This window comes from Ruegeria sp. HKCCA6707, assembly GCF_013033515.1.
Classification (GTDB): Bacteria; Pseudomonadota; Alphaproteobacteria; order Rhodobacterales; family Rhodobacteraceae; genus Ruegeria.
Genome location: NZ_WQEG01000005.1, coordinates 118,065 through 142,585 on the forward strand (window position 1 = coordinate 118,065; position 24,521 = coordinate 142,585).

The window sequence follows — 24,521 nt, forward strand, 5'->3', positions numbered from 1 at the left end:
ATTGATGAGGCCTGCCATGTTCACGCGCCGCACGTTCCTTGCCGCGACGGCGAGTTCCAGCCTTCTGCCCACATTCGCTCAGGCAAAGAAGGCCGTCGAATACGACCCGACACCGCAATTTGTTCGCATCAAAAAGCAGTTCCTGCCGGGGCAATTGCTTGTCGTTCCGCGCTCATTCTATCTGTATTTCGTGACCGAACCGCGCAAGGCGATCCGGTACGGGTGCGGTGTTGGACGGGCCGGGTTAGAGTTCACCGGATCCGCCACGATCGACGTCAAGAAAGAGTGGCCGACCTGGCGACCCACACAAGAGATGATCGAACGTGAGCCGATCACCTACGCCCGTTTCAAGGACAATGACTATGTTCAACCCGGTGGCAGCGACAACCCTCTTGGCGCGCGCGCGCTCTATCTGTTCCAGAATGGGGTCGACACCTATTTCCGAATCCATGGCACGACACAGCCGCAGACGATTGGGCACGCTGCGTCAAACGGATGTATTCGTATGCTGAACGAGCATGTGATCGACCTTTATCAGCGTGTTCCACTGGGTACGGTTGTCACCGTAGTCTAATCTTGGGCCTTGGCCACAAGCTCCAGCACGTGCGGGCCCAGCCCCTCGACGATCTGGGTGACGCCGCTTGTATTTGGGTGAATGCCGTCGCTTTGCATCAGATGGCGCGCGGCCTGTAAATCCTGCCCGTTCGGGAAACCCTGAAAAAAATTCGGCGCGTATAGCGTGCCGAAGGCCTTCGCCAGTTCTGGGTATATCCCGTCGAAGGCGCGCTTGTATGCGGCCCCGTAGTTTGCCGGAGCTTCCAGCCCCACCAACAGGACCTCGACATCAGCAGCGCGCGCGGCCTTGAGGATCTTGCCCAGGTTCAAACGCGCGTATTCGGGATCAAGCCCCCGCAGCAGATCATTCCCGCCCAAAGCCACGATCATCGCGTCCACCTCTGGCGTCAGCGTCCAATCCACCCGCACAGCTCCTCCGGCTGTGGTATCCCCCGACACGCCTGCGTTGATCAGGCGCACATTCGCCCCCTGCGCCAGCAGCCAGCGTTCCATCTGCGGCACAAAACCGTGCTGAATCGGCAGCCCATAACCTTGGGTCAGGGAATCGCCCAAAGCGGCAACAACAATGGTTTCCGCTTTGGCAGCAAGACCACACAGGACGAAAATGAATGACACCAAGACCTTGCGTATCAGCTGCATCGCGCCATATCCCACATTATCGCTCTCCTTTCCGGACCGACCATGACCGAACCTGTACTTGCCCTTCAAAATGCATCACTGTCCCTGGATGGCAATGCCGGGCGCGTGGATATTCTACGCGATATCTCACTGACCGTTAACCATGGAGACTCCGTAGGCCTGATCGGGCCATCCGGTTCGGGCAAATCCTCGCTCTTGATGTTGATGGGCGGCTTGGAGCAGGCGACAAGTGGAACGATTACCGCGTTGGGGCAAGATCTGACGTCAATGTCCGAAGACGCACTCGCCCGCTTTCGCCGTGACGCGATGGGCGTGGTGTTTCAGAACTTCCACCTGATCCCGACGATGACCGCGCTGGAAAACGTGGCAACCCCATTAGAACTGGCGGGGCACACCGACGCCTTTGCCCGCGCCGAGGCCGAGTTGGATGCGGTTGGCCTTGCCCACCGCCGAGACCACTACCCCGCACAGCTATCGGGTGGAGAGCAACAACGTGTGGCGCTGGCGCGTGCGTCTGCCCCAAGACCAAAGATATTGCTGGCCGACGAGCCGACGGGCAATCTCGACGCCGCCAACGGACAGGCCATCGTCGATCTCTTGTTCGGCCTGCGCGACCGCCATGGCGCGACCTTGGTGCTTGTCACCCACAGTCACAGCCTGGCGCAAAAATGCGATCGAGTGATCCGGCTGCGCGATGGTAAGATCTCGGAAGACGCCTTGAATGAGGCCGCTGAATGAGCCTGAAACAGGCCAGCAGGCTGGCACGGCGCGAGCTGCGGGGCGGCCTGCTGGGGTTTCGTGTGTTTCTGGCCTGCCTTGCCCTGGGTGTCGCCGCCATCGCTGCAGTAGGCTCGGTCCGGCAGGCGATACAAACCGGGTTGGCCCAAGAGGGCGCTGCTCTACTCGGCGGCGATGCCGAGCTGGAATTCACCTATCGCCATGCAACGGACGAAGAACGCGCCTGGATGACGACAAACGCGCAAACGGTGTCCGAGGTGGTCGACTTCCGTTCTATGGCGGTGAAAGACCCGGACGGAGCACCAAAACGCGCGCTTACGCAGGTCAAATCGGTCGATGACGCCTATCCGCTGATCGGTGTACCGGTCTTGGAGCCCAACATTTCGTTGGCCGATGCACTGGACGGCGCGGATGGCCTGCCCGGTGCGGTCATGGATCCGACGCTTATCGCACAGCTGCAATTATCGGTCGGCGACAGGTTTGCGCTAGGCACCCAAAGCTTTGTGCTTTCTGCAGCCCTGATCCACGAACCGGATGGGGCTGCTGACGGGTTTGCACTTGGGCCCCGCACTCTGGTGCGCACGACCGACCTGCAAAACTCAGGCCTGTTATCTGCGGGCACCCTGTTCTCGACCAAATACCGCCTTGATCTGCCTAGCGACGCGGATCTTGCCCAGGTTTCGCGCGACGCAGAACTAAGCTTTGACGGCACCGGAATGCGTTGGACCGACGCGCGCAACGGTGCCCCGGGGATTACCGAGTTTGTCACCCGTCTCAGCGCGTTCCTGGTTCTGGTTGGTCTTTCTGGCCTTGCCGTAGGCGGCATCGGCGTGTCCGCCGCTGTGCGTGCTTATCTGATGCAAAAGACCGAGACAATTGCGACCCTGCGCACTTTGGGCGCCGACCGTGCCACGGTATTCCAGACCTATATGATCCAGATTGGCATCCTGTCGGTTGTCGGCATTGTTGTCGGGCTTGTGCTGGGGAGTGGCATCCCGTTGATGCTGGCCCCCATCATTGAAAGCCAACTCCCCGTCCCTGCGGTCTTTGCGCTCTATGTCGGCCCTTTGGGCGAGGCCGCGCTTTACGGCTTGCTTACCGCGTTCCTCTTCACCCTCTGGCCTTTGGCACGAACCGAAGAGGTACGGGCCGCGACCCTGTTTCGGGATGCGTTGACCACCACACGCGGCCTGCCGCGCCTGCCCTATCTGGCAGCCACAGCGCTTGGGTTGGCTGTGCTGATTGCCGCAGCCGCTTGGTTCAGCGGCTCGCCCCGTTTGACCCTATGGACAGCAGGCGGCTTGGCTGGTGCGCTGTTGCTGTTGTCCCTGGCCGCCGTTGCGATCCGGTGGCTGGCGCGTCGCGCCGCCCCTCTGGCGCGCGGTTGGCCTGCGTTGCGTTGGGCGCTGTCCGCCATTTCCGATGCCCGTGAAGGGGCCGCGTCCGTTGTTCTATCTCTTGGCCTTGGGCTTTCGGTTCTGGCCGCCGTGGGCCAGATCGATGGCACCTTACGCAATGCGATCACGGGCAATCTGCCAGACGTTGCACCGTCGTTCTTTTTCGTCGACATCCAGAAAGACCAGATGCCCGGCTTTACCGCGCGCCTCGACAGTGATCCCGCGGTCACGCGGCTGGAAAGCGCCCCAATGCTGCGCGGCGTGATCACCCAGATCAACGGTGCCCCGGCGCGCGACGTCGCCGGTGACCATTGGGTTCTGGATGGCGACCGTGGAGTGACCTATTCCGAAAACCCGCCCGAAACCGCGCGCATCACCCGAGGCGCATGGTGGCCCGAGAATTACGACGGCGCGCCACAGATAAGCTTCGCGGCAGAAGAGGCCGAAGAAATGGGGCTCGAACCCGGTGACGAGCTGACCGTTAACATCCTGGGCCGCGATATCATCGCCGAGATTACATCATTGCGCGAGGTTGACTTTTCGACCGCAGGCATGGGCTTTGTCATGTCCATGAACCCGGCCGCTTTGGCCGGGGCGCCACACAGCTTCATCGCCACTGTCTATGCAGAAGAACAGGCCGAGGCAGCGATCCTCAGCGATTTGACCGGTCAGTACCCCAATATCACAGCGATCCGTGTCCGGGACGCAATCGACCGTGTCTCAAACCTGCTCGCTGGTCTGGCTGCAGCAACATCCTATGGCGCAGGGGTATCCATCATGACAGGGTTTTTGGTTCTGATCGGAGCCGCAGCAGCCGGTGAACCTGCGCGACGCTACGAAGCTTCGATCCTGAAAACCCTCGGCGCGAACAGACGCCAAATCCTCGCCAGCTTCGCGCTACGGGCGGTGTTACTGGGAACAGCCGCCGGATGCGTCGCACTGACCACCGGAATCCTCGGGGGATGGGCGGTTGCGCGCTTTATCTTCGAGGTTGACTATGCCGTCATCTGGCCTTCGGCTTTGGGGATCATTTTCGCAGGTATCGCGGTCACGCTGGCAGCAGGTCTTGGCTTCGCCCTGCGCCCTCTGTCGGTCCGCCCGGCGCGTATTCTGCGGGCCAGCGACTAAGCGCTGTGGGCGCAGGCCAAAGGTTGCAAGATCTTCAATAAAGGCGCGTTGTCACAAACCAGCGCATCCAGCGTAATGCGGTCTAGCGATGCGTAAAAAGCCTGCGCCGCATCTTGCAGCGCAAGGCGCAATCGGCACGCGGCAGTCAATGGGCAAGTATTGTCCGCATCTGCAAAGCACTCAGCAATCGGCAGCTCACCTTCTACGTCGCGAAACACAGCCCCAATCCGGATTTGATCCGCAGCTTTGGCCAAGGTCATGCCACCATTCCGGCCGCGCTGCGTGGCAAGATACCCTAACTGCGCCAGCTGATTGATAACCTGAGCCAGATGGTTCTCCGAGACACTACAGACCTCTGCAATCTCGGATTTTGTCACCAATCGGCCTGGATGCGCCGCACAATACATCAGCAAACGCACAGCGATATTGGTCCGTTTAGTAATCCGCATGAGGCCCTCCCGGTTTTGTCGATGCTGCGTTATTGCATGATCGGGAAAAAACCGGTTTGACATACATCAATCGACTTAAAAGGACAGAACAGCGCATGGCAGACCCCTATTTCTTTGGCTACGGCAGCCTGGTGAACCTGGCCACGCATGACTTCCCCGACCCGCGCCCTGCCTCTCTCAAAGGCTGGCGGCGCGTTTGGCGGCACACCGACCTGAGGCCCGTTGCGTTCCTGACGGTCGAACGTGACCCCTCCACCGAAATCGAAGGTATGGTCGCCCATGTTCCTCGCAATGATTGGGCAGCCCTGGACGCGCGCGAATGGGCTTACGATCGCGTGCCCGCCACACAGGCTGTGTCACACCCTCTGCGACACGAGGTCGAAATCGCGGTCTATGCCGTGCCTGAGTCCCGACAGAACGCGCCAAGCGATACTCATCCGCTGCTGCTCAGCTATATTGATGTGGTGGTCCAGGGATATCTGCGAGCGTTTGGCCCCGAAGGCGCCGACCGGTTCTTTGCCACAACAGATGGCTGGGATGCGCCAATCCTGAACGATCGCGCCGAACCACGATATCCGCGCCACCAGCAACTCAAACCAGACGAAACCGACTTCGTGGATCAGCGCCTGCACCAACTCTCGGTCCGGCTTTTACAACCCAGCTAGAGAGCCAAGGCTAAAAGCTCCCTCAGCTTCTTCTGTTCAAAAATACCTCTGCCGGAGGCATGTGCCGACAGGCACATTCTCCTAGCCGCGCGCGCGGATGACTTGCAGCAACGGCAACAGTGTCGCCATCTCAGGCCCCCGCTCCATCCCGGTCAACGCCTTGCGCAGCGGCATGAACAGTCCCTTGCCTTTGCGACCTGTGGCCTCTTTCACAGCTTTGGTCCAAGTCCCCCAAGTGTCACCATCGAACGGGCCGTCCGGTAGTAGATCCATTGCCTCGGCGATAAACGCGCGATCCTCGTCATCGATCAAAGGCTCAGCCCCATCGCGACACAGATCCCACCATGCTTTGAGATCCCCCAGAGTTGTGATGTTCTCACGCGCCATGGTCCAGAACGGCTCTGCCAGATCAGTCGGAACACCTGCGTCGGCGACAGCCTCGGACACGTCGGCCAAGGGCAGCGATTGCAAATGCTTGGCCGTCAGCGGGAACAAATCCTGTACGTCAAACTTGGTCGGTGCCGCACCAAAGCGGCCGATATCGAACCCGTCAATCAGTTCAGACATGTCCGCGCGCAGCTCGACCGGATCGGACGAGCCCAACCGCGCCATCAGGCTCAGCAAGGCCATCGGCTGCACACCCTGTTCGCGCAGATCGCGCAGCGCCAGAGTACCCAGACGTTTTGACAACGCTTCCCCCTGCGGGCCCGTCAACAAAGAATGGTGCGCAAAGCGCGGGCAGGTTCCGCCCAGCGCCTCGATGATCTGGATCTGTGTCGCCGTGTTGGTCACATGATCTGATCCCCGCACAACATCCGTGACCCCCATTTCGGTGTCATCGACGACCGACGCAATCGTATAGAGAACCTGCCCATCACCCCGGATCAGAACCGGATCCGAGACCGAGGCCGCATCGATGGAGATATCGCCCAGAATCCCGTCGTTCCATTCAATCCGCTCATGATCCAGCTTGAACCGCCAGACGCCATTGCCACGCTCTGCGCGCAAAGCGTCCTTTTCGGCCTCACTCAAGCTCAGCGCAGCGCGGTCATAGACCGGGGGTTTGCCCATATTCAGCTGCTTCTTGCGTTTCAGGTCCAACTCGGTGGGCGTCTCAAATGCTTCATAGAACCGGCCAATCTCGCGCAGCTTGTCCGCCGCCTCGGCATAGCGGTCCAAACGGTCGGACTGACGTTCAACGCGGTCCCAATGCAGGCCCAACCACTCCAGATCCTGCTTGATCGCATCGACATATTCTTTTTTCGACCGCTCAGGATCGGTATCGTCGATGCGCAGAATGAATGTCCCGCCCGCCTTACGGGCGATCAGGTAATTCATCAAAGCGGTACGCAGGTTGCCCACATGGATATAGCCGGTGGGCGACGGGGCGAAACGGGTGGTGGTCATGGAGTTCTCCTGTTGGCGCGGCTCTTGTCACAAAGCCGCGTTTTTGTCCAGCAGGGGTTTCATTCACCCCAGGCAGTCAGAACCCGCGAGATCGCGAAGTGATCAAAAATGAACACGTAATGTTCATCCGTGCAGGCCGAAGACCGGGCTATACACTGGCGCATGGCCCACTTTGGGCTAGCTCGTACTGGACGACCTGACAGGGAGACGACGACATGGCCATTAACTTGACACGCAGAGCGGCCCTGGGTGCCGCAGCAGCCCTTCCATTTGCGTCAGCGGCAACACCGCTGTTGGCAGCCGGGGCACAGACCAAGGCGAACACCACTATTGCCAGATCATTCCAGCTTGGCGACTTCACAGTCACAACCCTGCTGGACGGCAGCCTGCCGCGCGACACTGCAAAGGAAATCTTTGGTGGTGGCGCATCTGACGAAGAGTTTGCAAAAGTATCCGCCGAGAACTTCATCTCGCCCGACGTGGCACAGTTCTTCTTCACGCCGACATTGGTGCACACCGGATCAGAGCTGGTTCTGTTTGACACAGGGCTCGGACAAGGTGGCATTCAGGCTGCGCTGGCAGATGCTGGCGTTTCGCCCGACCAGATCGACGTTGTTGTCATCACCCATATGCACCCTGACCACATCGGTGGCATGACGACAAATGACGCAGCAACGTTCCCCAACGCGCGCTATGTCACAGCGGCACAGGAATATGATTTTTGGGCAGCCCAAGAGGCCGGAAACCGCGTGGGCGATCTGGTTGCCGCCAAAGTATCACCGCTGGCCGAGAAGATGACGTTTGTCGAAGATGGCGGCGATGTCGCGTCCGGCATCACCGCGATGTCCGCCTTTGGACATACACCGGGCCATACGGTCTTTCACCTCGAAAGCAACGGTCAACGTTTGATCCTGACAGGTGACCTGGCCAACCACTATATCTGGTCCTTCGCACATCCCGAGTGGGAAGTGCGCTTTGACATGGACAAGGCCGCGGCCACAGAATCGCGCCGCAAGGTCCTGGGCATGCTGGCCGCCGATAAAGTGCCCATGGTCGGCTATCACATGCCCTTCCCTGGCGCAGGCTTTGTAGAAACACGCGGCGACGGCTTCCGCTTTGTGCCCGTCAGCTATCAGATGATGGGCTAAGCTTCCGCGGTAATGGACCGGCACTGCCGTTCTTTCAGGAGGTTTTGTGACATTGTACAAAACCTCCTAACCCACCCGGTGAACCACGTCTAAACAGCGATTTCGCCAAAGCTAGAAACCGTCGCTTTTGACTTTTCTGCTTTGTCAGAGCAAGAACACGTCGTCGATGTAGAATTCATCCCCGACACCTGCTTCTACGGTGAATTGAACCACGTCGGTCGCGTTTGTGAATTCCAAAACTCCATTGGCATCCAAGTCGGCATCCGTGACAGTAACCGAACCCAGAACATTTCCGCTTTCATCAGCGAAATAGAAGTTCGCTTCTTCACCCGGATCAAGCCCAACGATTGTCATGCCGCCCAGGTCAAAGGCCTCATTGTCCTTGTGCTTGAAATTCATTTCATGCGTGGTTCCGTCAAGGTCGGTCCAAACACGAAATTCATCGTCGCCATCGAGGTCATAGTCGTAGTTGCCACCCGCAGACAGATCTCGTTCTTCGAACCAGTTCGTGGCATTGGTTAGCTGGCTTATCCAATATTCTCCATTTGGACCATCCTGGTAGATATGCCCCAGAATTGCCGAGGCGAACGGGTCGTAAAGCGGCACCATCGACTCAAAGGTCACATCGCCCGGTGGTGCGGGATACGTGACTTGGAAAGTCACGTCGCCATAAGCTGTGGCTCCATTGCTATCGCTCGCCTCATACCAAAAAGACACGGTTGGCGAGGTGCCGTCGTTCGACTGATAGACACCGTTCGGGTCCCAAGTCACGGTTCCGTCTGCCAACACTGTCAAAATCGATCCATCATTCAGCAGGCCGCCATTGCTGTAGTATGATAGTGGCTCACCATCAGGGATCAGGTCGTAGTCGTTGATCCCATCGCCATTCAAATCAAGCTGAATGTCATCAATTGCAGAAAGTGTCAGACCTTCACCCAGGTTCCCACCCTCGATGTAGTCGTTGGCAAGTACATTGACGGTTATTGTCGAAGCATTATCGACAGAGGCAAAATCACCCTGCGTGATAATCTCCCCGGCTTGAGGAACAACTTCGATATTCACGCTCGCCACATTGGTAATATAGTCAACGTCGCCCGAACCATCGTTGGCAAACACTTCGTAGGCAACCACGACTTCTTTGGCTTTCTTTCCGTTGCCTTGGATCTCGGTAATCTCGTTGATTGTATAGTCCGTCTCGCTGTTGGCGAAATACAAGACTGTATCAATTCCGCTACCGCCATCGATGATGTCACTGCCTGCGCTTCCGATGATCAGATCTGCACCATCACCACCATTGATAATGTCGTCACCGTCACCACCGTTCAGAGTATCGTTTCCGGCTCCGCCTTCGATGGTATCGTTCCCTGATCCACCGTCGATCTCATCGTCACCGTCAAGGCCCCAAATGACGTCGTCCAATGGTGTGGCACTCAGGGGTGATGAGGTGGGCGTAATGACGTCGGCGCTATCTGTGCCAACGATCGCTCCGGGTGGTGGAGCTACGGTATCTTGGTTCTTCCCCCCACCGTTGCTGTTAGGCTTCGGCATTTTCTTCTCCAATCCAGACACGAGCCGCCTCAGCCTAAAAATCTGGCAGATCGGCGACTATGTAGAGAGGAAACCACAATAAAGGCGTAAGTAGGTCGGATTCTCGCCTTTTTGTGCCCATTGTCCTGTGCAGAGAGCGGATAAATTCGGAATCAGAGCTTTGTTTCTAAAAATTCGAATATGATCTTACTTTGTTCTTTCACGTCCAAAACTGCGAAGCAGCCGATCACCGTCAAGGAATTCAACTAGTATCCCGGATTCGGCCGCACTTTTGACCCATCCGTAAAACGGGATAAGCGAAAGGCGGTCGGGTCCACGCAGGGTTTCGACCGCGTGACCATCTCGGCCATCAAACGCCCTGCGCCAGGTCCTATTCCAAAGCCGTGTCCGGAAAACCCGGTGGCGATAAACAGACCCGGCAAGTCATCTACATCCGAAATAACCGGAATGGCGTCCGGGGTGACATCAATCATCCCGGCCCAGCTTTCGACGACCTCGGTAGATTGCAATTCTGGAAACGCACGGCGGGCATTGTCCCAAGATTTTCTGAGCAATTTTTGCGACGGTTCAGGATCCAGCACGCGACATTTCTCAAACGGTGTCACGTCACTTGGTAACCACGTCCTGTCCTCGCCCGCTTCAATACGCCAGCGTTTAGAAAGGCGAAAGCGCAGCGAGCGCCATTCCTGCGCGAAGGCCGGCATAAACGCGCGCGCCAGGCGGAAACTGTCGGGCACGATATCCACAGTGTTCTGGTTGCCCATCGCGATGGTGAACCCACCATCGGCACGCCTGCGAATGGCAAAATCATCCGACCACAAAGCCGTCTCGGGGCCAGCATCGACCGGAGCTGTACGCAAAACAGTGTTCAGCACCTTCAACTGAGGCAGCGCGATCCCCGCGTTTCCCGCAAACAGGCGCGACCACGCCCCACCCGCCAGTACCACTTGGGCGCAGGCAACACGGCCCCGCTCTGTAAATACCCCGCTCACGCGCCCATCCTGCGTGTCGATGCTGCGCACCGCGCAATTGGTCATCACGGTGGCGCCATTGTCGTGCGCGGCCTCGGCAATCGCAGGTGCGGCCCATTGCGGTTCGGCCCGCCCGTCCTGCGGGGTATAGAGCCCCGAAGACAGTCCAAGCGTGTTGCCTTGCAGCAAATCCTCAAGCTCAGGCCCCAAAACCATGCGGGCCCCTGTGCCCAGCCCTTCCAGGTTGCGCAGCCAGCGGTTCAATTGGCTTTCCACTTTGGTGGTCGCTGCGCCAAACACTATGCCGGACTGCACATATCCGGTATTACGCCCAATGCGCGTGTCCAGGTTCTCCCAAATACGGATGGATTCCTGCATCAGCGGGATTTCACGAGGATCACGCATGGCCAGACGCACCCAGCCCCAATTGCGCGAACTTTGCTCGCCCGCGATCCGTCCCTTCTCGCACAGCAAAACAGAACGTCCTCGCCGGGCCAGTTCGAACGCGGTACTGACCCCGATTATTCCACCGCCGATCACGACCACCTCGACCGATTTCGGCAGGTTGAGATCTGATTCTACTGGGGAAGGTCTGGGACCAGGCATCGACCGCTCGAACTGTTTGCTTGGGCCGACATCAGGCCTCAGGACATCGGCACTGACAATCCGAAAAACAAAGGTGGCCTGCAATACAAGCCACCTGTGGCGCAATCGCCATGCGAAATTCTAAATTTCGTCAGCAAAAACCGTTACGCGGCACCCGACAGATGCGCCCAAGTCTGGCGCAACAGATGCTTGACGCCATTTTCCTCGGCTGCGGGCTCTTCATCGATGATTTCATCCACCTCTTCCTGCGCCGCAAGCTCGGGCAGGTCACGGCCGGGCTCTGGTTCCAGATCGCCCTCGGACCCGAGATCGCTGATGAGGCTTGAAATTGCCGCGTCAACTTTTTGCTCGTCCAGTTCCTGACCGGGCGACTTCATCATCTTCATGCGCGACGGCGCATGTAAAGGCTTGTCGTATTCATTAAACATATCGACCACCAACACTCTGTACATCAGCACCCAAAAACACAGGCGCTTGGTTTCCCAATGCAACGACGCAAATTCACAGGCCAACATCGGCTCGACATCCACATCGCGTCACGATTGCCAAACATAAGGCAAACCCCGGCCATAAATGTGTCAAAAAAAGGACAAGCTGGCAAGCAAAACAGAAGAAAACGACGGCTAGACCGCTGATAATAATAAACAATCCAGAAGCCAGATTAGGATTGTCCACAAGAGGTGAACGATCAACGAATTCTTACCGCTTTTACCGCGACTCAGCGGTCGCGCCAGCGATTAACAATCGGGTATCTGCGGTCCAGCCAGAAGGCTCTGGGCGACAGTCGCGTCCCCGGTGCAGACTGAAAACGCTTGTATTCGCTGATATAGATCAGATGCTCGACCCGCCGCGCCACATCGGCATCAAATCCGGCGGCAACACAGTCGGCGATCGAGCCATCCTGATCCACCAATATGTCCAGTATACCGTCCAAAACCGGATAGTCAGGCAAGCTGTCGGAATCCTTTTGATCCTCACGCAGCTCGGCACTTGGCGGTTTGTCAATAATGGAGGGTCGAATTACTTCTCCGCCCGGTCCTTGCATCCAGTCACGATGGTTGGCGTTTCGCCAGCGGCAGGTCTCAAAAACCCGGGTCTTATAGAGGTCCTTGATCGGGTTATAGCCACCGTTCATGTCGCCATAGATCGTGGCATAGCCCACCGCAATCTCGGACTTGTTGCCTGTGGTCAGCAACATGTCACCAAACTTGTTCGAAATCGCCATCAGCAGCAGCCCGCGCAACCGCGACTGGATGTTCTCTTCGGTCAGATCCTCGTCACGCCCGACAAACAATGGCGCCAGTGTGTTTGTGATCGCCGCCCGCCCTTCGGAAATCGGCACAAAGTCATATTGCACGCCCAGCGCTTTGGCCAAGGCCTCGGCATCATCCAGCGACGACTGGCTGGTATATTCCGAAGGCAACATGACACAGCGCACATTCTCGGCCCCGATCGCATCAACGGCGATTGTGGCAACCAGGGCCGAGTCGACCCCGCCCGACAACCCCAGAACCGCGGATTTGAACCCGGTCTTGCGCATATAGTCGCGCAACGACTCGACCATGGCGCGGTAATCCTGCTCCCACACATCGGGTTGCGGAACAATCTCGGCCGGAACAATGCGCCAGCCTTCCTCGCCGCGCTCCAGATCGACATGGGTGATGGCGGTGTCAAAGACAGGCATCCGGAACGCCAATTCTCCACCCGGGTTCAGGCCAAAGGTTGCCCCGTCAAAGACCTGATCGTCTTGCCCACCCACCATGTTCAGATAGATCAGCGGCAGATCGGTTTCGACAACGCGCGAAACCATGTGGTTCAACCGAATGTCGTATTTGTCGCGAAAATAGGGCGATCCATTGGGGATCAGCAGAAACTCAGCACCGGTCTCAACCAAAGTCTCGGATACATCTTCGTGCCAGCCATCCTCGCAAACCGGGCTGCCGATCCGAAAGTTGCCAACTGAATAAGGTCCGCCCAGCGGACCCGCATCATACAGGCGCACCTCATCAAACACCGTTTCATTTGGCAAATGGTGTTTCAGCACCTTGCTGGCGATCCGACCGCCTTTCAGGATGAGATAGGCGTTATACAGTTTCCCATCTTCCGCCCAGGGCCCACCGATTGCCAGGGCGGGGCCATCTGCGCAGGATGTCGCCAAATCCTCGACAGCGCGCATGGCGGCCAGATGGAAAGAGGGTTTGGCGATCAGATCCTGCGTGTTGTAGCCGGTGATGAACATTTCGGGCAGCGCCACAAGGTTGGCCCCCGCGTCGCGCCCCTTTTGCCAGGCATCCTTCGCTTGGGCAGCGTTACCATCGATATCGCCGACGCACGGGTTCAATTGCGCCAGTGTGATGCGGAAACGGTCGGCCATCGATGCCCTCTTATGTTCATCGTTTCCATCGCATTTAGCAGATCGGGCGGCGAGGAAAAGCCAAATGCTGCAAAAGCCGTTGCCCTGCGTTCAGCGGTGGCCTAGTTTTGCGCCAATTGTGTGGGAACCTTAGAACAGGGCAAACCAGTTAGTACCATGAGTGTAATCCGTAATATCCTTGCTATCTCCGCCCTCAGCCTTTCGGCGCAGCTTGCCTCTGCGCAAGACGGGCAAATCATCACCAAGGATGACGAGGTTGGCGGTGTCTATGAAGGCACTTTCCAAAACGGCCTGCGCCACGGCACCGGAACGTATCGTTTGCCCAGTGGGTTTGAATATACCGGTGAGTGGGTCGAAGGCGAGATTCAGGGCCAGGGCACGGCCCGCTATGCGGATGGGTCGATCTATGAAGGCACGTTTGTCAAAGGCCAACCCGAGGGTCTTGGCAAGATCACATTTGCCAATGGCGGCACCTATGAGGGCGAATGGCGCGACGGCGCGATCAACGGCAACGGCATCGCACAATACACCAACGGTATGCGCTATGAAGGTGGCTTTCGTGACGCTCAGCGCCACGGCGAAGGCGTTCTGACCGACCAGAAGGGTTATGTCTATGATGGGGGCTGGGTCGACGGGGTGAAAGAAGGGTTTGCCAAAATCACCTATGCCGATGGTGGCACTTATGAAGGCGACATGAAGGCCGGCCAGCGCCACGGCAAAGGCACGGTGACCGTGCCCGACAGCATGACCTATACCGGTGATTGGCTGGAAGATCAGATCACCGGCACCGGCAAACAGGTGCTGTCCAATGGTGACGTGTACGAAGGCGAGCTGATCAACGGTCGCCGACACGGCAAAGGCAAGGAAACCTATGCCAATGGTACCGTTTATGAGGGCGATTTTGTTGACGACCTGCGCCATGGTCAGGGCACCCTGACTGGGGCGGATGGCTACAGCTATACCGGCGCCTGGGTGAATGGCCATATCGAAGGATTGGGTGAGATCACCTATCCTGATGGCGCGGTCTACACCGGGGATCTGCTCGACGATCTGCCCCATGGCAAAGGCCGGACCACATATCCCAATGGAACCTCTTATGATGGCGAGTGGATTGCCGGAGTGTTCGAAGGCACGGGCACCGCGACTTATTCCAACGGCACTATCTACACCGGTCAGTTCAAGAACGCGCAATATCACGGTACCGGAAAACTGACCCATCCGAACGGTTATCAATACGAAGGCGACTGGGTGGAAGGTGTTCGCTCTGGGACGGGAAAAACCACATTCGCCGATGGCTCGGTCTATGAAGGTGACTTCAACAATGGCGAACGGCACGGCAAAGGCACGCTCACCACGCCCAACGGTTTCAAATATGAAGGCGACTGGCGCGAGGGCGCGATCAACGGTATCGGCACGGCGACTTATGCCACCGGCGATGTCTATGTCGGCAGCTTTGTCGACAACAAACGTCAGGGTGACGGAACGATGACCTATGCCAACGGTGTGGTGGAATCCGGCACGTTCGAAAACGGTGTATTTGTCGAAGGCTCTGGCACCACCGAGCCTGCAGCACAAGACGAGCCGACAGAGAGCCCCGCGGAAGACACAAGCTCGGACGGCTAAGCGTCTCTCACCACGGGATAGGCTTACCGGCCCAATCGAAAAACCCGCCGGACTGATCCGGTGTCAGGCTCTCGATTACACGCAACAGGTTTTCGGCAGCCGCTGACGGTTCGACCGCTGGATGGCGGCCCAGGTATTTTTGCGTGAACTTGGTTTTGACCGTACCGGGGTGCAACGCCACACAAACACCTTTGGGATGGGTGCGTTTCAGCTCAATCGCTGCCGTGTGGACGATCTGGTTCACTGCCGCCTTGGCCGCGCGATAGCCGACCCAACCGCCCAACCCATTATCTCCGATCGACCCGACTCGCGCCGACAGCACCGCAAACACCGAAGGCCGATCACGGGGCAACAAACGAACGGCGTGTTTCAGAACCAAAGCCGGTCCAACCGCATTCAGCGCAAACTGGTCCATCATGGCTTGCGCCGTGACTGCGCGCAGCGACTTTTCGGGCACCGCGCCATCGATCTCAAGCGCCCCCGTTGCCACCAGCACCAGATCGAACGGGCCAGCGATGTGGTCCAGAATGGGCTCGGCCAAGTCGGGCCGGGTCAAATCCAACCCGTGTTCCGACCGCGACAACCGGGTAACCGCAACCCCTGAGGCTTCAAGTCGGGTGCAGACCGCCTGCCCGATCCCGCCGCTGGCTCCTATGATCAACGCTGTGCTCATGACCCTCAAGCTAGAGGCCCAACCACCAAGATCAACGCGGGCCCTCGGATACCTGGCACCGACATCGGCATCATTTTCCCACTTTTCATTCCGACCCTGCGTTGTATAAGGTCGTCCTCATGATCGACCGCGCAGATATCACACTTGCCGACACCGCCCTTCGCGGTGCATCGCTGCGTGGCCTACTGATCCTAATCCGCCTCTGAGCGTGCCATCCGGCGCGCCCGCTCAGAGGAGGACGCCAGCGCGCCATAGGCTTTAGGACAGAAGAAGAAAGAGAATCCCATGACCAACGTGACCGACCAAGACCGCGTCTTGATCTTCGATACCACTTTGCGCGACGGCGAACAAAGCCCCGGCGCGACCATGACCCATGATGAAAAGCTGGAAATCGCCGAACTGCTGGATGACATGGGCGTCGATATCATCGAGGCTGGCTTCCCCATCGCCTCGGAAGGTGATTTCAAGGCCGTGTCCAAGATTGCAGAACGGTCCAAAAACAGCCGCATCTGCGGACTGGCTCGCGCCAATTTCGCCGATATTGACCGCTGCTGGGAGGCGGTGAAGCACGCCAAGAAGAACCGCATTCACACCTTTATCGGCACCTCGCCGCTGCACCGTGCGATCCCGAACCTGACCATGGATGAGATGGCCGACAAGATCCACGAAACGGTCAGCCATGCGCGCAACCTGTGTGAAAACGTCCAATGGTCGCCCATGGATGCAACCCGTACGGAATGGGATTACCTCTGCCGTGTGATCGAGATTGCGATCAAGGCGGGGGCGACCACGATCAATATTCCCGACACTGTGGGCTATACCGCTCCGGTGGAAAGCGCCGACCTGATCAAGCGCCTGATCGAGACTGTTCCGGGCGCTGATGAGGTGGTCTTTGCCACCCATTGCCACAATGACCTCGGCATGGCGACCGCGAATTCTCTGGCGGCCGTCGCGGGTGGAGCGCGTCAGATCGAATGCACGATCAATGGCCTGGGTGAGCGCGCGGGCAATACTGCGCTGGAAGAGGTGGTGATGGCCCTGCGTACGCGCAACGATATCATGCCGTGGCACACGGGTATCGACACCACCAAGATCATGCATATCTCACGCCGTGTGGCGACCGTGGCTGGTTTTCCGGTTCAGTTCAACAAGGCGATCGTCGGCAAGAACGCATTTGCCCATGAAAGCGGTATCCACCAGGACGGGATGCTGAAAAACCGTGAGAATTTCGAGATCATGCGCCCCGAGGACATCGGTCTCTCAGGCACCTCGTTGCCCTTGGGCAAGCATTCGGGCCGCGCCGCGCTGCGCGACAAGCTGGAAACACTGGGTTATGAGGTTGGGGACAATCAGCTCAAGGACATCTTTGTGCGGTTCAAGGATCTGGCCGACCGCAAGAAAGAGGTCTTTGACGACGACCTGATCGCTCTGATGACGTTGGACGATGACGAGGCGAACGATCACCTCCACCTGGTGTCGATGAAAGTCACCTGTGGCACTGGGGGCCAAGCGGAATCAACCGTCGAACTGGAAGTGGATGGTAAGGATGTGATCGCCACCGAGCATGGTGACGGCCCCGTTGATGCGACCTTCAAAGCAATCCGTGCGATCTATCCGAACAAAGCGCATCTGCAGCTCTATCAGGTGCACGCCGTCACCGAAGGCACAGATGCGCAGGCAACAGTGTCGGTACGTCTGGAAGAGGACGGCATGATCGCCACCGGACAATCGGCCAACACCGACACGGTGGTTGCCTCGGCCAAAGCCTATATCCACGCCCTGAACCGCCTGATCATGCGCCGCGAAAAGGCGGGCCCCGGGGCGGACACGCGCGAGATCAGCTACAAAGACCTGACCTGATCGCCGCTGGCTGGCAGGGCTCCCGCACCCGCGGCTGTCCGGCTACGCCGAACATCCTGGCGGCTTTGGGCCCGGCACCGCGCTTTCGCGGTGCCGGGCCCAACACGTTTGACCGCATCTTTGATGCTGGCAAACGGGGCGGGCGCTTCTGCGGGTCACAACTTCTGAAACAACGTTGTCAGGCGCGCGGCTTCGTCTTCGATGCCAAAGGGTGCGTTCAGAAAGAACATACCAGACCCGACCATGCGGTGGCCTTCGCGCGCGGGGGGGAAGCTGACTTCATGACAGAATGCTTTCGGAAACCCTTGCGCCTTCAGTGCTGCAACCATCGGCTTATGCCGACCATCAGTCAAAACGGGATACCAAAGCGCGATGATACCCACATTCCATTTCCGGTGCAGTTTGGCGATCAGTTTGGGCAGACGCTCGTAATCCGCCTTCACCTCATAGCTTGGATCAATCAACATCATTCCGCGCCGAGGCGTCGGCGGTAGCAAGGACTGTGCGAGCTCAAACCCGTCCTGCGGATAGGTTTTTGCCCCGAATGCAGAGGTCGCAAGCTCCAAGGCCGCATATTCCCGCGGATGCAGCTCGGCAAAGTGCAGGCTGTCATGTTCCCGCAACACATGAGCCGCAATCAAAGGCGATCCAGGATAGGCCAAGGCCCCATGGCTCGCCTGCACGCGGCGCAATACATCCGACATAGGGTGATCAGGGCCAAACCACCCCTCGCGCTGCGCCCTCAGAATTCCGGCCTGCGCCTCACCTGTCCGAACCGCCTCTGCCGCATCCAGCTGATACAATCCACGCCCCGAATGGGTCTCGATATAGCTGATTGGCTTGTCCTTTTGCGTCAGATACCGCAGCGTCCACGCCAATAATGCGTGCTTTTGTACATCAGCCAGATTTCCAGCGTGGTAAATATGTTGATATGAGAGCATTTTGCCTTCTAAAGTCCGTATCAATAAGGCGGAAAGGTGCTGATTGTCGCGGAATCAACCCTTTTACCGGGCGGGTTCGCACCCTATAAGGCATCCGTCCCGGAACCGTCGAGTCGCGGGCAGATTATAAGAACGTACAAGCAGGATCAGGGACATATGGGATTCTTTGGCAATCTGGGCGGTCTGTTTACAGCAGATATGGCCATCGACCTAGGGACAGCGAACACGCTGGTCTATGTCAAGGGACGCGGGGTCATCCTGTCGGAGCCCTCGGTGGTTGCCTATCACGTCAAAGACGGTGTCAAAAAGGTCCTGGCCGTTGGCGAAGATGCCAAGCTGATGCTGGGCCGCACACCCGGTTCAATCGAAGCTATCCGCCCGATGCGTGAAGGTGTCATCGCCGATTTCGACACCGCAGAAGAGATGATCAAGCACTTTATCCGCAAGGTGCACAAACGCTCGACCTTCTCGAAGCCCAAGATCATCGTCTGCGTCCCCCACGGGGCCACCCCGGTTGAAAAACGCGCGATCCGTCAATCCGTGCTGTCTGCCGGAGCACGCCGCGCCGGTCTGATTGCCGAACCGATTGCTGCTGCGATTGGCGCGGGCATGCCGATCACTGACCCGACCGGCAACATGGTCGTGGATATCGGCGGCGGTACCACTGAGGTTGCTGTTCTGTCACTGGGTGACATCGTCTATGCGCGCTCGGTGCGTGTGGGTGGTGACCGGATGGATGAGGCAATCATCTCGTATCTGCGCCGACAGCAGAACCTGCTGGTGGGTGAATCCACCGCTGAGCGGATCAAAACCACCATCGGCACCGCACGGATGCCCGACGATGGCCGGGGCCAATCAATGCAGATCCGGGGGCGCGACCTGTTGAACGGTGTGCCCAAGGAAATCGAAATCAGTCAGGCGCAGGTGGCCGAAGCGCTTTCGGAACCTGTTCAGGCAATTTGCGAAGCGGTGATGACCGCTCTGGAAACCACTCCGCCAGATCTCGCCGCTGACATCGTTGACCGTGGCGTGATGCTGACAGGTGGCGGTGCTTTGCTGGGTGATCTGGATCTGGCACTGCGCGAACAGACCGGCTTGGCCGTGTCGATTGCCGATGAAAGCCTGAACTGCGTGGCCTTGGGCACCGGCAAGGCTTTGGAATACGAAAAACAACTGCGCCACGCGATTGACTACGAAAGCTAAGGCGCGCACCCTTCTTAGGGTAAAAGACGGATACGAGCAGCACGGGAAGGTAACCTGTGGCAAAGGACCGTTCACAGCGCGATGAATACACAACCCCTCTGCGCAGATTGCTTACGGGTCTTGTTGTGTTGTGCCTGCTGGGAATTTTCCTGATCTGGCGGATCGACAGCCCGCGGGTCGAGCGGTTTCGGGCTCAGGTTGTTGATGCCGTGGTCCCGTCGATGGAATGGGCCATGGTCCCAGTCACCGGGCTGGTCAATCTGGTTAGAGACTTCCAAAGCTACCAACGGCTCAGCGAACAAAACCGCGAACTGCGCAGTGAGCTGCGCCTGATGCGCGCCTGGAAAGAAGCCGCGCTGCAGCTGGAGCAGGAAAACGCGCGCCTGCTGGACCTCAACAATGTACGGCTTGACCCGCGCCTGACCTATGTCACGGGCGTTGTCATGGCTGATAGCGGATCCCCCTTCCGCCAGTCGGTTCTGCTGAATGTTGGTGAGCGCGATGGCATCGTCGATGGATGGGCAACGATGGACGGGATCGGTGTTGTCGGTCGGATTTCCGGCGTGGGGCCGGATACGGCGCGGGTTATCCTGCTGACTGATGCATCCAGCGCCATTCCGGCGACCATTCAACCCTCTGGGCAAACCGCGTTGGTGACCGGCGACAATACCTCAGCCCCGGTGATCGAATTTCTGGAGAACCGCGAACTGGTACGTCCCGGAGATCGCGTTGTGACCTCGGGCGATGGTGGCGTGTTCCCGGGTGGGTTGCTGATTGGTCAGATCACGGCTGATCCGGGTGGGCGATTGCGCGTGCGCCTGTCAGCCGATTTTGAACGGTTGGAATTCCTCCGTGTCCTCCGGTTTCAATCCGCCCCGGCGATCCGCGACCCGGGCGGGCTTGTTGGCCCGCAGCGCCCCGAAGCCGCCCTGACTCAGCCTGAGGCCGGCGATGGATAGACCGGTTTCACAGCTTTGGGGAAAACGCTGCCTTTATCTGGGCCTGGCATTGGCGATCATGTTCCTGCACCTGTTACCGCTGGACACGAAACCTGATCGCTGGCCGTTTCCCGATTTTTTGATCGCACTGACCTTTGCTTGGGTGATGCGCAGACCCGAATTTGTACCAATCGTCAGCGTCGCTGCAGTCATGCTGATGGCTGATCTTCTTCTCCAACGCCCGCCCGGCCTGCTGGCCGCTTTGGTTGTGCTTGGCACCGGTTATCTGCGCAACGCGGCACCGGGGATGCGAGATGCCGGGTTTCTTGCAGAGTGGAGTACAGTTGCGGCTGTGATCACTGCAATTTTTGTCCTGAACCGGATGATCCTTGCTATTCTGTCGGTGCAACAAGCTGCGTTAGGTCCAGTGGCGATACAAGTGATGCTGACAATCGCGATTTATCCGATCATCGTTCTGCTGAGCCAGAGCGCCTTTGGCGTGCGCCGGTTCTCAGTCACCGACACGGGCGCGATCGGAGCACGAGGATGAAGCGGCCAACGCAGAAATCAGAAGGCCGCGCCTATAAGCGCCTGCCGCGCCGTGCCCTGGTGCTGGGTGGGCTGCAAGCCGTGTTCATCGGCGGGCTGGCCGCGCGCATGCGGTACATGCAGGTGGATCAAGCCGACGAATACCGCCTGCTGGCCGAGGAAAACCGGATCAATATTCGCCTGATCCCACCAACCCGGGGCCGAATTTACGACCGCAACGGGCAGATCATCGGGCAGAACTCCCCCTCTTACCGCATTGTCATCGTGCGCGAAGATGCCGGTGATATCGACAAAGTCATCGCCAAGCTCTCGGAACTGATCCCGCTGACACAGGAAGAGATCGACCGCGCCAAGACCGAAATGCGCCGCTCGGCCCCGTTCCTGCCCGTGACGTTGGCAGACCAGGTCACGTGGGAAGACATTTCGAAAGTGGCCGTGAACGCCCCCGCCCTGCCCGGCGTGATCCCCGAGGTCGGCTCGACTCGGCAATACCCCCGTTATGAAGATTTTGCTCATGTGGTGGGTTATGTTGGCCCAGTCAGCGACTATGACCTGAGCCAGATCGAAGATCCCGAACCGGTGCTGCGCATCCCGCGCTTTCAGATCGGCAAAGTGGGACTAGAGGCCAAACAGGAAGGATCGTTGCGCGGCAAAGCAGGTGCTAAGCGGGTCGAAGTCAACGCGACCGGGCGAGTGATGCGCGAGTTGGACCGGCAAGAGGGTATTGCAGGCGCCGATCTGCAACTTTCGGTCGATGCCGACCTGCAGCAATACGCACAGGCGCGGTTGGCGGGTGAAAGCGCCGCTGCGGTGGTGATCGATTGCGAAACCGGCGACATTCGGGCCATCAGCTCGGCCCCCAGCTTTGATCCGAACCTGTTTGTGCGCGGGATTTCGGTGGCAGACTACCGCGTACTGACCAACGACAAATATCGCCCACTGGCGAACAAAACCGTGCAAGGCACTTATCCGCCCGGCTCCACCTTCAAGATGATCACCGCGCTGGCGGCGCTTGAGGCGGGTGTTATTGCACCCTCCAGCACCGTTTACTGCCCGGGCCACCTGAAGGTCGGCAGCCGCCGCTTTCACTGCTGGAAACGCGGCGGTCACGGAACGGTTGACCTGGAAACCTCGCTGAAACGCAGTTGCGACGTCTACTACTATGACGTCGCCCTGCGGGTGGGCATCGACAAGATATCGGACATGGCCCGCACCTTCGGGTTGGGTGTGAAACATGACATCCCGATGTCGGCGGTGGCCGCTGGGCTGGCCCCCAATCAGGAATGGAAACAACGTGTCCATGGGCAGGACTGGCTGGTGGGCGACACCGCCAATGCCTCGATCGGGCAAGGCTTCATGCTGGCCTCACCGCTGCAATTGGCGGTGATGACGGCGCGGATTGCCACCGGTCGCGCAGTGTCTCCGCGTCTGGTGCGGTCGGTCAACGGGGTCGAAGAACCGTCGGGCGCGGGCGAACCGCTGGCGGTGAACCGCAACAATCTGGAACAGGTTCGCCACGCGATGTGGACAGTTTCGAACGACCGACGCGGTACCGCCTATCGCAGCCGCATCATTGCTGATGATTTTCGTATGGCCGGCAAGACCGGTACCAGCCAGGTGCGCAACATCACCAAGGCCGAGCGCGCCGCAGGTGTGATCCGCAACGAAGACCTTCCATGGGAGCGCCGCGACCACGCGCTGTTTGTCAGCTTTGCACCCTACGACAAACCGAAATACGCCATTGCAGTTGTTGTCGAGCACGGTGGTGGTGGTTCAAAAGCCGCGGCCCCTGTTGCCCGCGACATCATGCTCCAAGCGCTCTATAACGGAACGCCCCCGCTCGAAGCCTATCCCGCCGCAGATCGCGAACGCATCAAAGAGCAGCAGATCCAGCTTGAGGGCGACCCCCGCCCCAAAGCGCGTCCTGACGCGAAGGACCGCGCATGAGCTATCTTGAAAGTACCGTCAAATCCACACCATCGGGATTTCGCAAAATCCTGTATCTGAACTGGCCCCTGACCCTGTTGCTGATCAGCGTTGCAAGTGCCGGTTTTCTGATGCTGTTCTCGGTCGCAGGCGGGTCATGGACCCCTTGGGCCGAACCTCAGATGGAGCGTTTCGGGCTTGGCCTGACAGTGATGTTCATCGTCGCCATGGTGCCCATCTGGTTCTGGCGCAACATGTCGGTACTGGCCTATCTGGGATCAATCGCACTGCTGGTCTTTGTGGAGCTGTTCGGCACGGTCGGCATGGGCGCGCAGCGCTGGATCGACCTGGGGTTCATGCGTCTGCAACCGTCCGAGCTGATGAAGGTTACGCTGGTGATGCTGTTGGCCGCCTATTACGATTGGCTGCCATCACAGAAAACCTCGCGCCCGATCTGGGTGATCATCCCGGTGCTTCTGATCCTGATCCCGACCTTCATGGTGCTGCGCCAACCTGATCTGGGCACGTCTATCCTGTTGCTCGCAGCTGGTGGTGGGCTGATGTTTCTGGCTGGCGTCCACTGGGCCTATTTCGCGGCGGTGATCGCGGCAGGCGTCGGGCTTATCGCAACCGTGTTCAACAGCCGAGGCACGGAATGGCAATTGCTCAAAGACTATCAGTTCCGGCGCATTGATACGTTTCTGGATCCGTCGACCGACCCTCTGGGCGCGGGCTATCATATCACCCAGTCAAAGATCGCCCTGGGATCAGGTGGATGGAACGGGCGCGGTTTCATGCAAGGCACCCAGTCGCGCCTGAACTTCCTGCCGGAAAAGCACACCGATTTTATCTTCACCACTTTGGCAGAAGAGTTCGGCTTTGTAGGCGGGATCACCTTGCTGGTCCTTTATGCGTTGATCCTGATCTTCTGCATGGTTACAGCGTTGTCGACAAAGGATCGCTTCTCGTCTCTGGTCACCCTTGGGATCGCGCTGAACTTCTTCCTGTTCTTCGCTGTCAACATGTCCATGGTGATGGGGCTGGCGCCGGTCGTAGGCGTCCCGCTGCCAATGGTCAGTTATGGTGGTTCGGCCATGCTGGTGCTAATGGCCGCCTTCGGCATCGTGCAGAGCGCACATATCCACCGACCTCGCTAACTTAG

Annotated in this window: 21 protein-coding genes; 12 read left to right on the plus strand and 9 right to left on the minus strand. The window is 58.6% G+C overall.

The genetic code is table 11. The annotated features are described in order from the left end of the window. Positions 1-16: 16 nt before the first annotated feature. Positions 17-574, plus strand: coding sequence for a L,D-transpeptidase (locus GOW40_RS13435; protein WP_171101092.1), 558 nt, complete (start codon positions 17-19; stop codon positions 572-574). Here GOW40_RS13435 and GOW40_RS13440 read toward each other — a convergent pair. Further along, on the minus strand, positions 571-1,215 hold the full coding sequence (locus GOW40_RS13440; protein WP_171130777.1) for an arylesterase: 645 nt from the start codon (positions 1,213-1,215) through the stop codon (positions 571-573). The genes GOW40_RS13435 and GOW40_RS13440 overlap by 4 nt on opposite strands. A 42-nt stretch (positions 1,216-1,257) precedes the next feature. On the opposite strand from GOW40_RS13440, the gene GOW40_RS13445 reads away from it, so the two are divergent. Together GOW40_RS13445 and GOW40_RS13450 are read left to right on the plus strand one after the other, a co-directional pair. Beyond that, positions 1,258-1,953, plus strand: a complete 696-nt coding sequence (locus GOW40_RS13445) for an ABC transporter ATP-binding protein (RefSeq protein WP_171130779.1) — start codon at positions 1,258-1,260, stop codon at positions 1,951-1,953. Continuing rightward, positions 1,950-4,478, plus strand: coding sequence for an ABC transporter permease (locus GOW40_RS13450; protein WP_171231051.1), 2,529 nt, complete (start codon positions 1,950-1,952; stop codon positions 4,476-4,478). Before GOW40_RS13445 ends, GOW40_RS13450 begins: the two co-directional genes overlap by 4 nt. On the opposite strand, the gene GOW40_RS13455 is transcribed toward GOW40_RS13450, so the two are convergent. Continuing rightward, on the minus strand, positions 4,475-4,927 hold the full coding sequence (locus GOW40_RS13455; protein WP_171130783.1) for an Rrf2 family transcriptional regulator: 453 nt from the start codon (positions 4,925-4,927) through the stop codon (positions 4,475-4,477). The genes GOW40_RS13450 and GOW40_RS13455 overlap by 4 nt on opposite strands. A 95-nt stretch (positions 4,928-5,022) precedes the next feature. Here GOW40_RS13455 and GOW40_RS13460 point away from each other — a divergent pair, with 95 nt between their 5' ends. Beyond that, complete coding sequence (locus tag GOW40_RS13460) at positions 5,023-5,592, plus strand: gamma-glutamylcyclotransferase family protein (RefSeq protein ID WP_171101082.1); 570 nt, start codon at positions 5,023-5,025, stop codon at positions 5,590-5,592. Positions 5,593-5,673: 81 nt separating this feature from the next. On the opposite strand, the gene gltX is transcribed toward GOW40_RS13460, so the two are convergent. Beyond that, the gene (gene gltX, locus GOW40_RS13465) at positions 5,674-6,999 is read right to left on the minus strand and encodes a glutamate--tRNA ligase (protein WP_171130785.1); all 1,326 of its coding nucleotides are present in this window, start codon (positions 6,997-6,999) and stop codon (positions 5,674-5,676) included. A gap of 215 nt (positions 7,000-7,214) precedes the next feature. On the opposite strand from gltX, the gene GOW40_RS13470 reads away from it, so the two are divergent. Next, entirely contained in the window at positions 7,215-8,147 is a 933-nt protein-coding gene (locus GOW40_RS13470) for an MBL fold metallo-hydrolase (RefSeq protein ID WP_171231052.1), read from the plus strand. A 144-nt stretch (positions 8,148-8,291) separates the two neighbouring features. On the opposite strand, the gene GOW40_RS13475 is transcribed toward GOW40_RS13470, so the two are convergent. The 4 genes from GOW40_RS13475 to GOW40_RS13490 all read right to left on the minus strand — a co-directional run bounded on the left by GOW40_RS13475 (position 8,292) and on the right by GOW40_RS13490 (position 13,646). Further along, positions 8,292-9,695: a calcium-binding protein gene (locus tag GOW40_RS13475; RefSeq protein WP_171130789.1), complete on the minus strand. Its 1,404-nt coding sequence runs from the start codon at positions 9,693-9,695 to the stop codon at positions 8,292-8,294. A 245-nt stretch (positions 9,696-9,940) separates the two neighbouring features. After that, positions 9,941-11,272, minus strand: coding sequence for an FAD-binding oxidoreductase (locus GOW40_RS13480; RefSeq protein ID WP_171130791.1), 1,332 nt, complete (start codon positions 11,270-11,272; stop codon positions 9,941-9,943). Positions 11,273-11,415: 143 nt separating this feature from the next. After that, a complete protein-coding gene (locus GOW40_RS13485; protein ID WP_171231053.1) occupies positions 11,416-11,724 on the minus strand; it encodes a hypothetical protein in 309 nt (102 codons plus the stop codon). A 266-nt stretch (positions 11,725-11,990) separates the two neighbouring features. Then, positions 11,991-13,646: an NAD+ synthase gene (locus GOW40_RS13490; protein ID WP_171136488.1), complete on the minus strand. Its 1,656-nt coding sequence runs from the start codon at positions 13,644-13,646 to the stop codon at positions 11,991-11,993. Between the two features lie 156 nt (positions 13,647-13,802). On the opposite strand from GOW40_RS13490, the gene GOW40_RS13495 reads away from it, so the two are divergent. Continuing rightward, positions 13,803-15,269 (plus strand): MORN repeat-containing protein, encoded by a 1,467-nt coding sequence (locus tag GOW40_RS13495; protein WP_171101068.1) that lies wholly within the window; start codon positions 13,803-13,805, stop codon positions 15,267-15,269. Positions 15,270-15,276: 7 nt separating this feature from the next. On the opposite strand, the gene GOW40_RS13500 is transcribed toward GOW40_RS13495, so the two are convergent. Then, positions 15,277-15,942 (minus strand): SDR family NAD(P)-dependent oxidoreductase, encoded by a 666-nt coding sequence (locus GOW40_RS13500; RefSeq protein ID WP_171130798.1) that lies wholly within the window; start codon positions 15,940-15,942, stop codon positions 15,277-15,279. 285 nt (positions 15,943-16,227) lie between these two features. Between GOW40_RS13500 and GOW40_RS13505 the strand changes: the two genes are divergently transcribed. Further along, the gene (locus GOW40_RS13505) at positions 16,228-17,802 is read left to right on the plus strand and encodes a 2-isopropylmalate synthase (protein ID WP_171130800.1); all 1,575 of its coding nucleotides are present in this window, start codon (positions 16,228-16,230) and stop codon (positions 17,800-17,802) included. Positions 17,803-17,957: 155 nt separating this feature from the next. On the opposite strand, the gene GOW40_RS13510 is transcribed toward GOW40_RS13505, so the two are convergent. Further along, entirely contained in the window at positions 17,958-18,743 is a 786-nt protein-coding gene (locus GOW40_RS13510) for a 23S rRNA (adenine(2030)-N(6))-methyltransferase RlmJ (RefSeq protein WP_171130802.1), read from the minus strand. A 156-nt stretch (positions 18,744-18,899) separates the two neighbouring features. Here GOW40_RS13510 and GOW40_RS13515 point away from each other — a divergent pair, with 156 nt between their 5' ends. The 5 genes from GOW40_RS13515 to rodA are packed head-to-tail and all read left to right on the plus strand — an operon-like array spanning position 18,900 to position 24,516. Continuing rightward, positions 18,900-19,946 (plus strand): rod shape-determining protein, encoded by a 1,047-nt coding sequence (locus GOW40_RS13515; protein ID WP_171101059.1) that lies wholly within the window; start codon positions 18,900-18,902, stop codon positions 19,944-19,946. A gap of 56 nt (positions 19,947-20,002) precedes the next feature. Then, a complete protein-coding gene (mreC, locus tag GOW40_RS13520; RefSeq protein WP_171130804.1) occupies positions 20,003-20,905 on the plus strand; it encodes a rod shape-determining protein MreC in 903 nt (300 codons plus the stop codon). Continuing rightward, positions 20,898-21,434 carry a rod shape-determining protein MreD gene (locus tag GOW40_RS13525; protein ID WP_171130806.1) on the plus strand — a complete coding sequence of 179 codons (537 nt, stop codon included), beginning with the start codon at positions 20,898-20,900 and terminating at the stop codon, positions 21,432-21,434. The genes mreC and GOW40_RS13525 overlap by 8 nt, the downstream gene beginning before the upstream one ends. Next, positions 21,431-23,380 (plus strand): penicillin-binding protein 2, encoded by a 1,950-nt coding sequence (gene mrdA / locus GOW40_RS13530; RefSeq protein ID WP_171136487.1) that lies wholly within the window; start codon positions 21,431-21,433, stop codon positions 23,378-23,380. The genes GOW40_RS13525 and mrdA overlap by 4 nt, the downstream gene beginning before the upstream one ends. Continuing rightward, positions 23,377-24,516, plus strand: coding sequence for a rod shape-determining protein RodA (gene rodA / locus GOW40_RS13535; protein WP_171101050.1), 1,140 nt, complete (start codon positions 23,377-23,379; stop codon positions 24,514-24,516). The genes mrdA and rodA overlap by 4 nt, the downstream gene beginning before the upstream one ends. Positions 24,517-24,521: the final 5 nt, after the last annotated feature.

Bases quoted from the DNA above. Each gene is read 5' to 3' on its own strand.
- GOW40_RS13435 (WP_171101092.1), top strand. From the start codon at position 17: ATGTTCACGCGCCGCACGTTCCTTGCCGCGACGGCGAGTTCCAGCCTT.
- GOW40_RS13440 (WP_171130777.1), bottom strand. From the start codon at position 1,215: ATGCAGCTGATACGCAAGGTCTTGGTGTCATTCATTTTCGTCCTGTGT.
- GOW40_RS13445 (WP_171130779.1), top strand. From the start codon at position 1,258: ATGACCGAACCTGTACTTGCCCTTCAAAATGCATCACTGTCCCTGGAT.
- GOW40_RS13450 (WP_171231051.1), top strand. From the start codon at position 1,950: ATGAGCCTGAAACAGGCCAGCAGGCTGGCACGGCGCGAGCTGCGGGGC.
- GOW40_RS13455 (WP_171130783.1), bottom strand. From the start codon at position 4,927: ATGCGGATTACTAAACGGACCAATATCGCTGTGCGTTTGCTGATGTAT.
- GOW40_RS13460 (WP_171101082.1), top strand. From the start codon at position 5,023: ATGGCAGACCCCTATTTCTTTGGCTACGGCAGCCTGGTGAACCTGGCC.
- gltX (WP_171130785.1), bottom strand. From the start codon at position 6,999: ATGACCACCACCCGTTTCGCCCCGTCGCCCACCGGCTATATCCATGTG.
- GOW40_RS13470 (WP_171231052.1), top strand. From the start codon at position 7,215: ATGGCCATTAACTTGACACGCAGAGCGGCCCTGGGTGCCGCAGCAGCC.
- GOW40_RS13475 (WP_171130789.1), bottom strand. From the start codon at position 9,695: ATGCCGAAGCCTAACAGCAACGGTGGGGGGAAGAACCAAGATACCGTA.
- GOW40_RS13480 (WP_171130791.1), bottom strand. From the start codon at position 11,272: ATGCCTGGTCCCAGACCTTCCCCAGTAGAATCAGATCTCAACCTGCCG.
- GOW40_RS13485 (WP_171231053.1), bottom strand. From the start codon at position 11,724: ATGTACAGAGTGTTGGTGGTCGATATGTTTAATGAATACGACAAGCCT.
- GOW40_RS13490 (WP_171136488.1), bottom strand. From the start codon at position 13,646: ATGGCCGACCGTTTCCGCATCACACTGGCGCAATTGAACCCGTGCGTC.
- GOW40_RS13495 (WP_171101068.1), top strand. From the start codon at position 13,803: ATGAGTGTAATCCGTAATATCCTTGCTATCTCCGCCCTCAGCCTTTCG.
- GOW40_RS13500 (WP_171130798.1), bottom strand. From the start codon at position 15,942: ATGAGCACAGCGTTGATCATAGGAGCCAGCGGCGGGATCGGGCAGGCG.
- GOW40_RS13505 (WP_171130800.1), top strand. From the start codon at position 16,228: ATGACCAACGTGACCGACCAAGACCGCGTCTTGATCTTCGATACCACT.
- GOW40_RS13510 (WP_171130802.1), bottom strand. From the start codon at position 18,743: ATGCTCTCATATCAACATATTTACCACGCTGGAAATCTGGCTGATGTA.
- GOW40_RS13515 (WP_171101059.1), top strand. From the start codon at position 18,900: ATGGGATTCTTTGGCAATCTGGGCGGTCTGTTTACAGCAGATATGGCC.
- GOW40_RS13525 (WP_171130806.1), top strand. From the start codon at position 20,898: ATGGATAGACCGGTTTCACAGCTTTGGGGAAAACGCTGCCTTTATCTG.
- mrdA (WP_171136487.1), top strand. From the start codon at position 21,431: ATGAAGCGGCCAACGCAGAAATCAGAAGGCCGCGCCTATAAGCGCCTG.
- rodA (WP_171101050.1), top strand. From the start codon at position 23,377: ATGAGCTATCTTGAAAGTACCGTCAAATCCACACCATCGGGATTTCGC.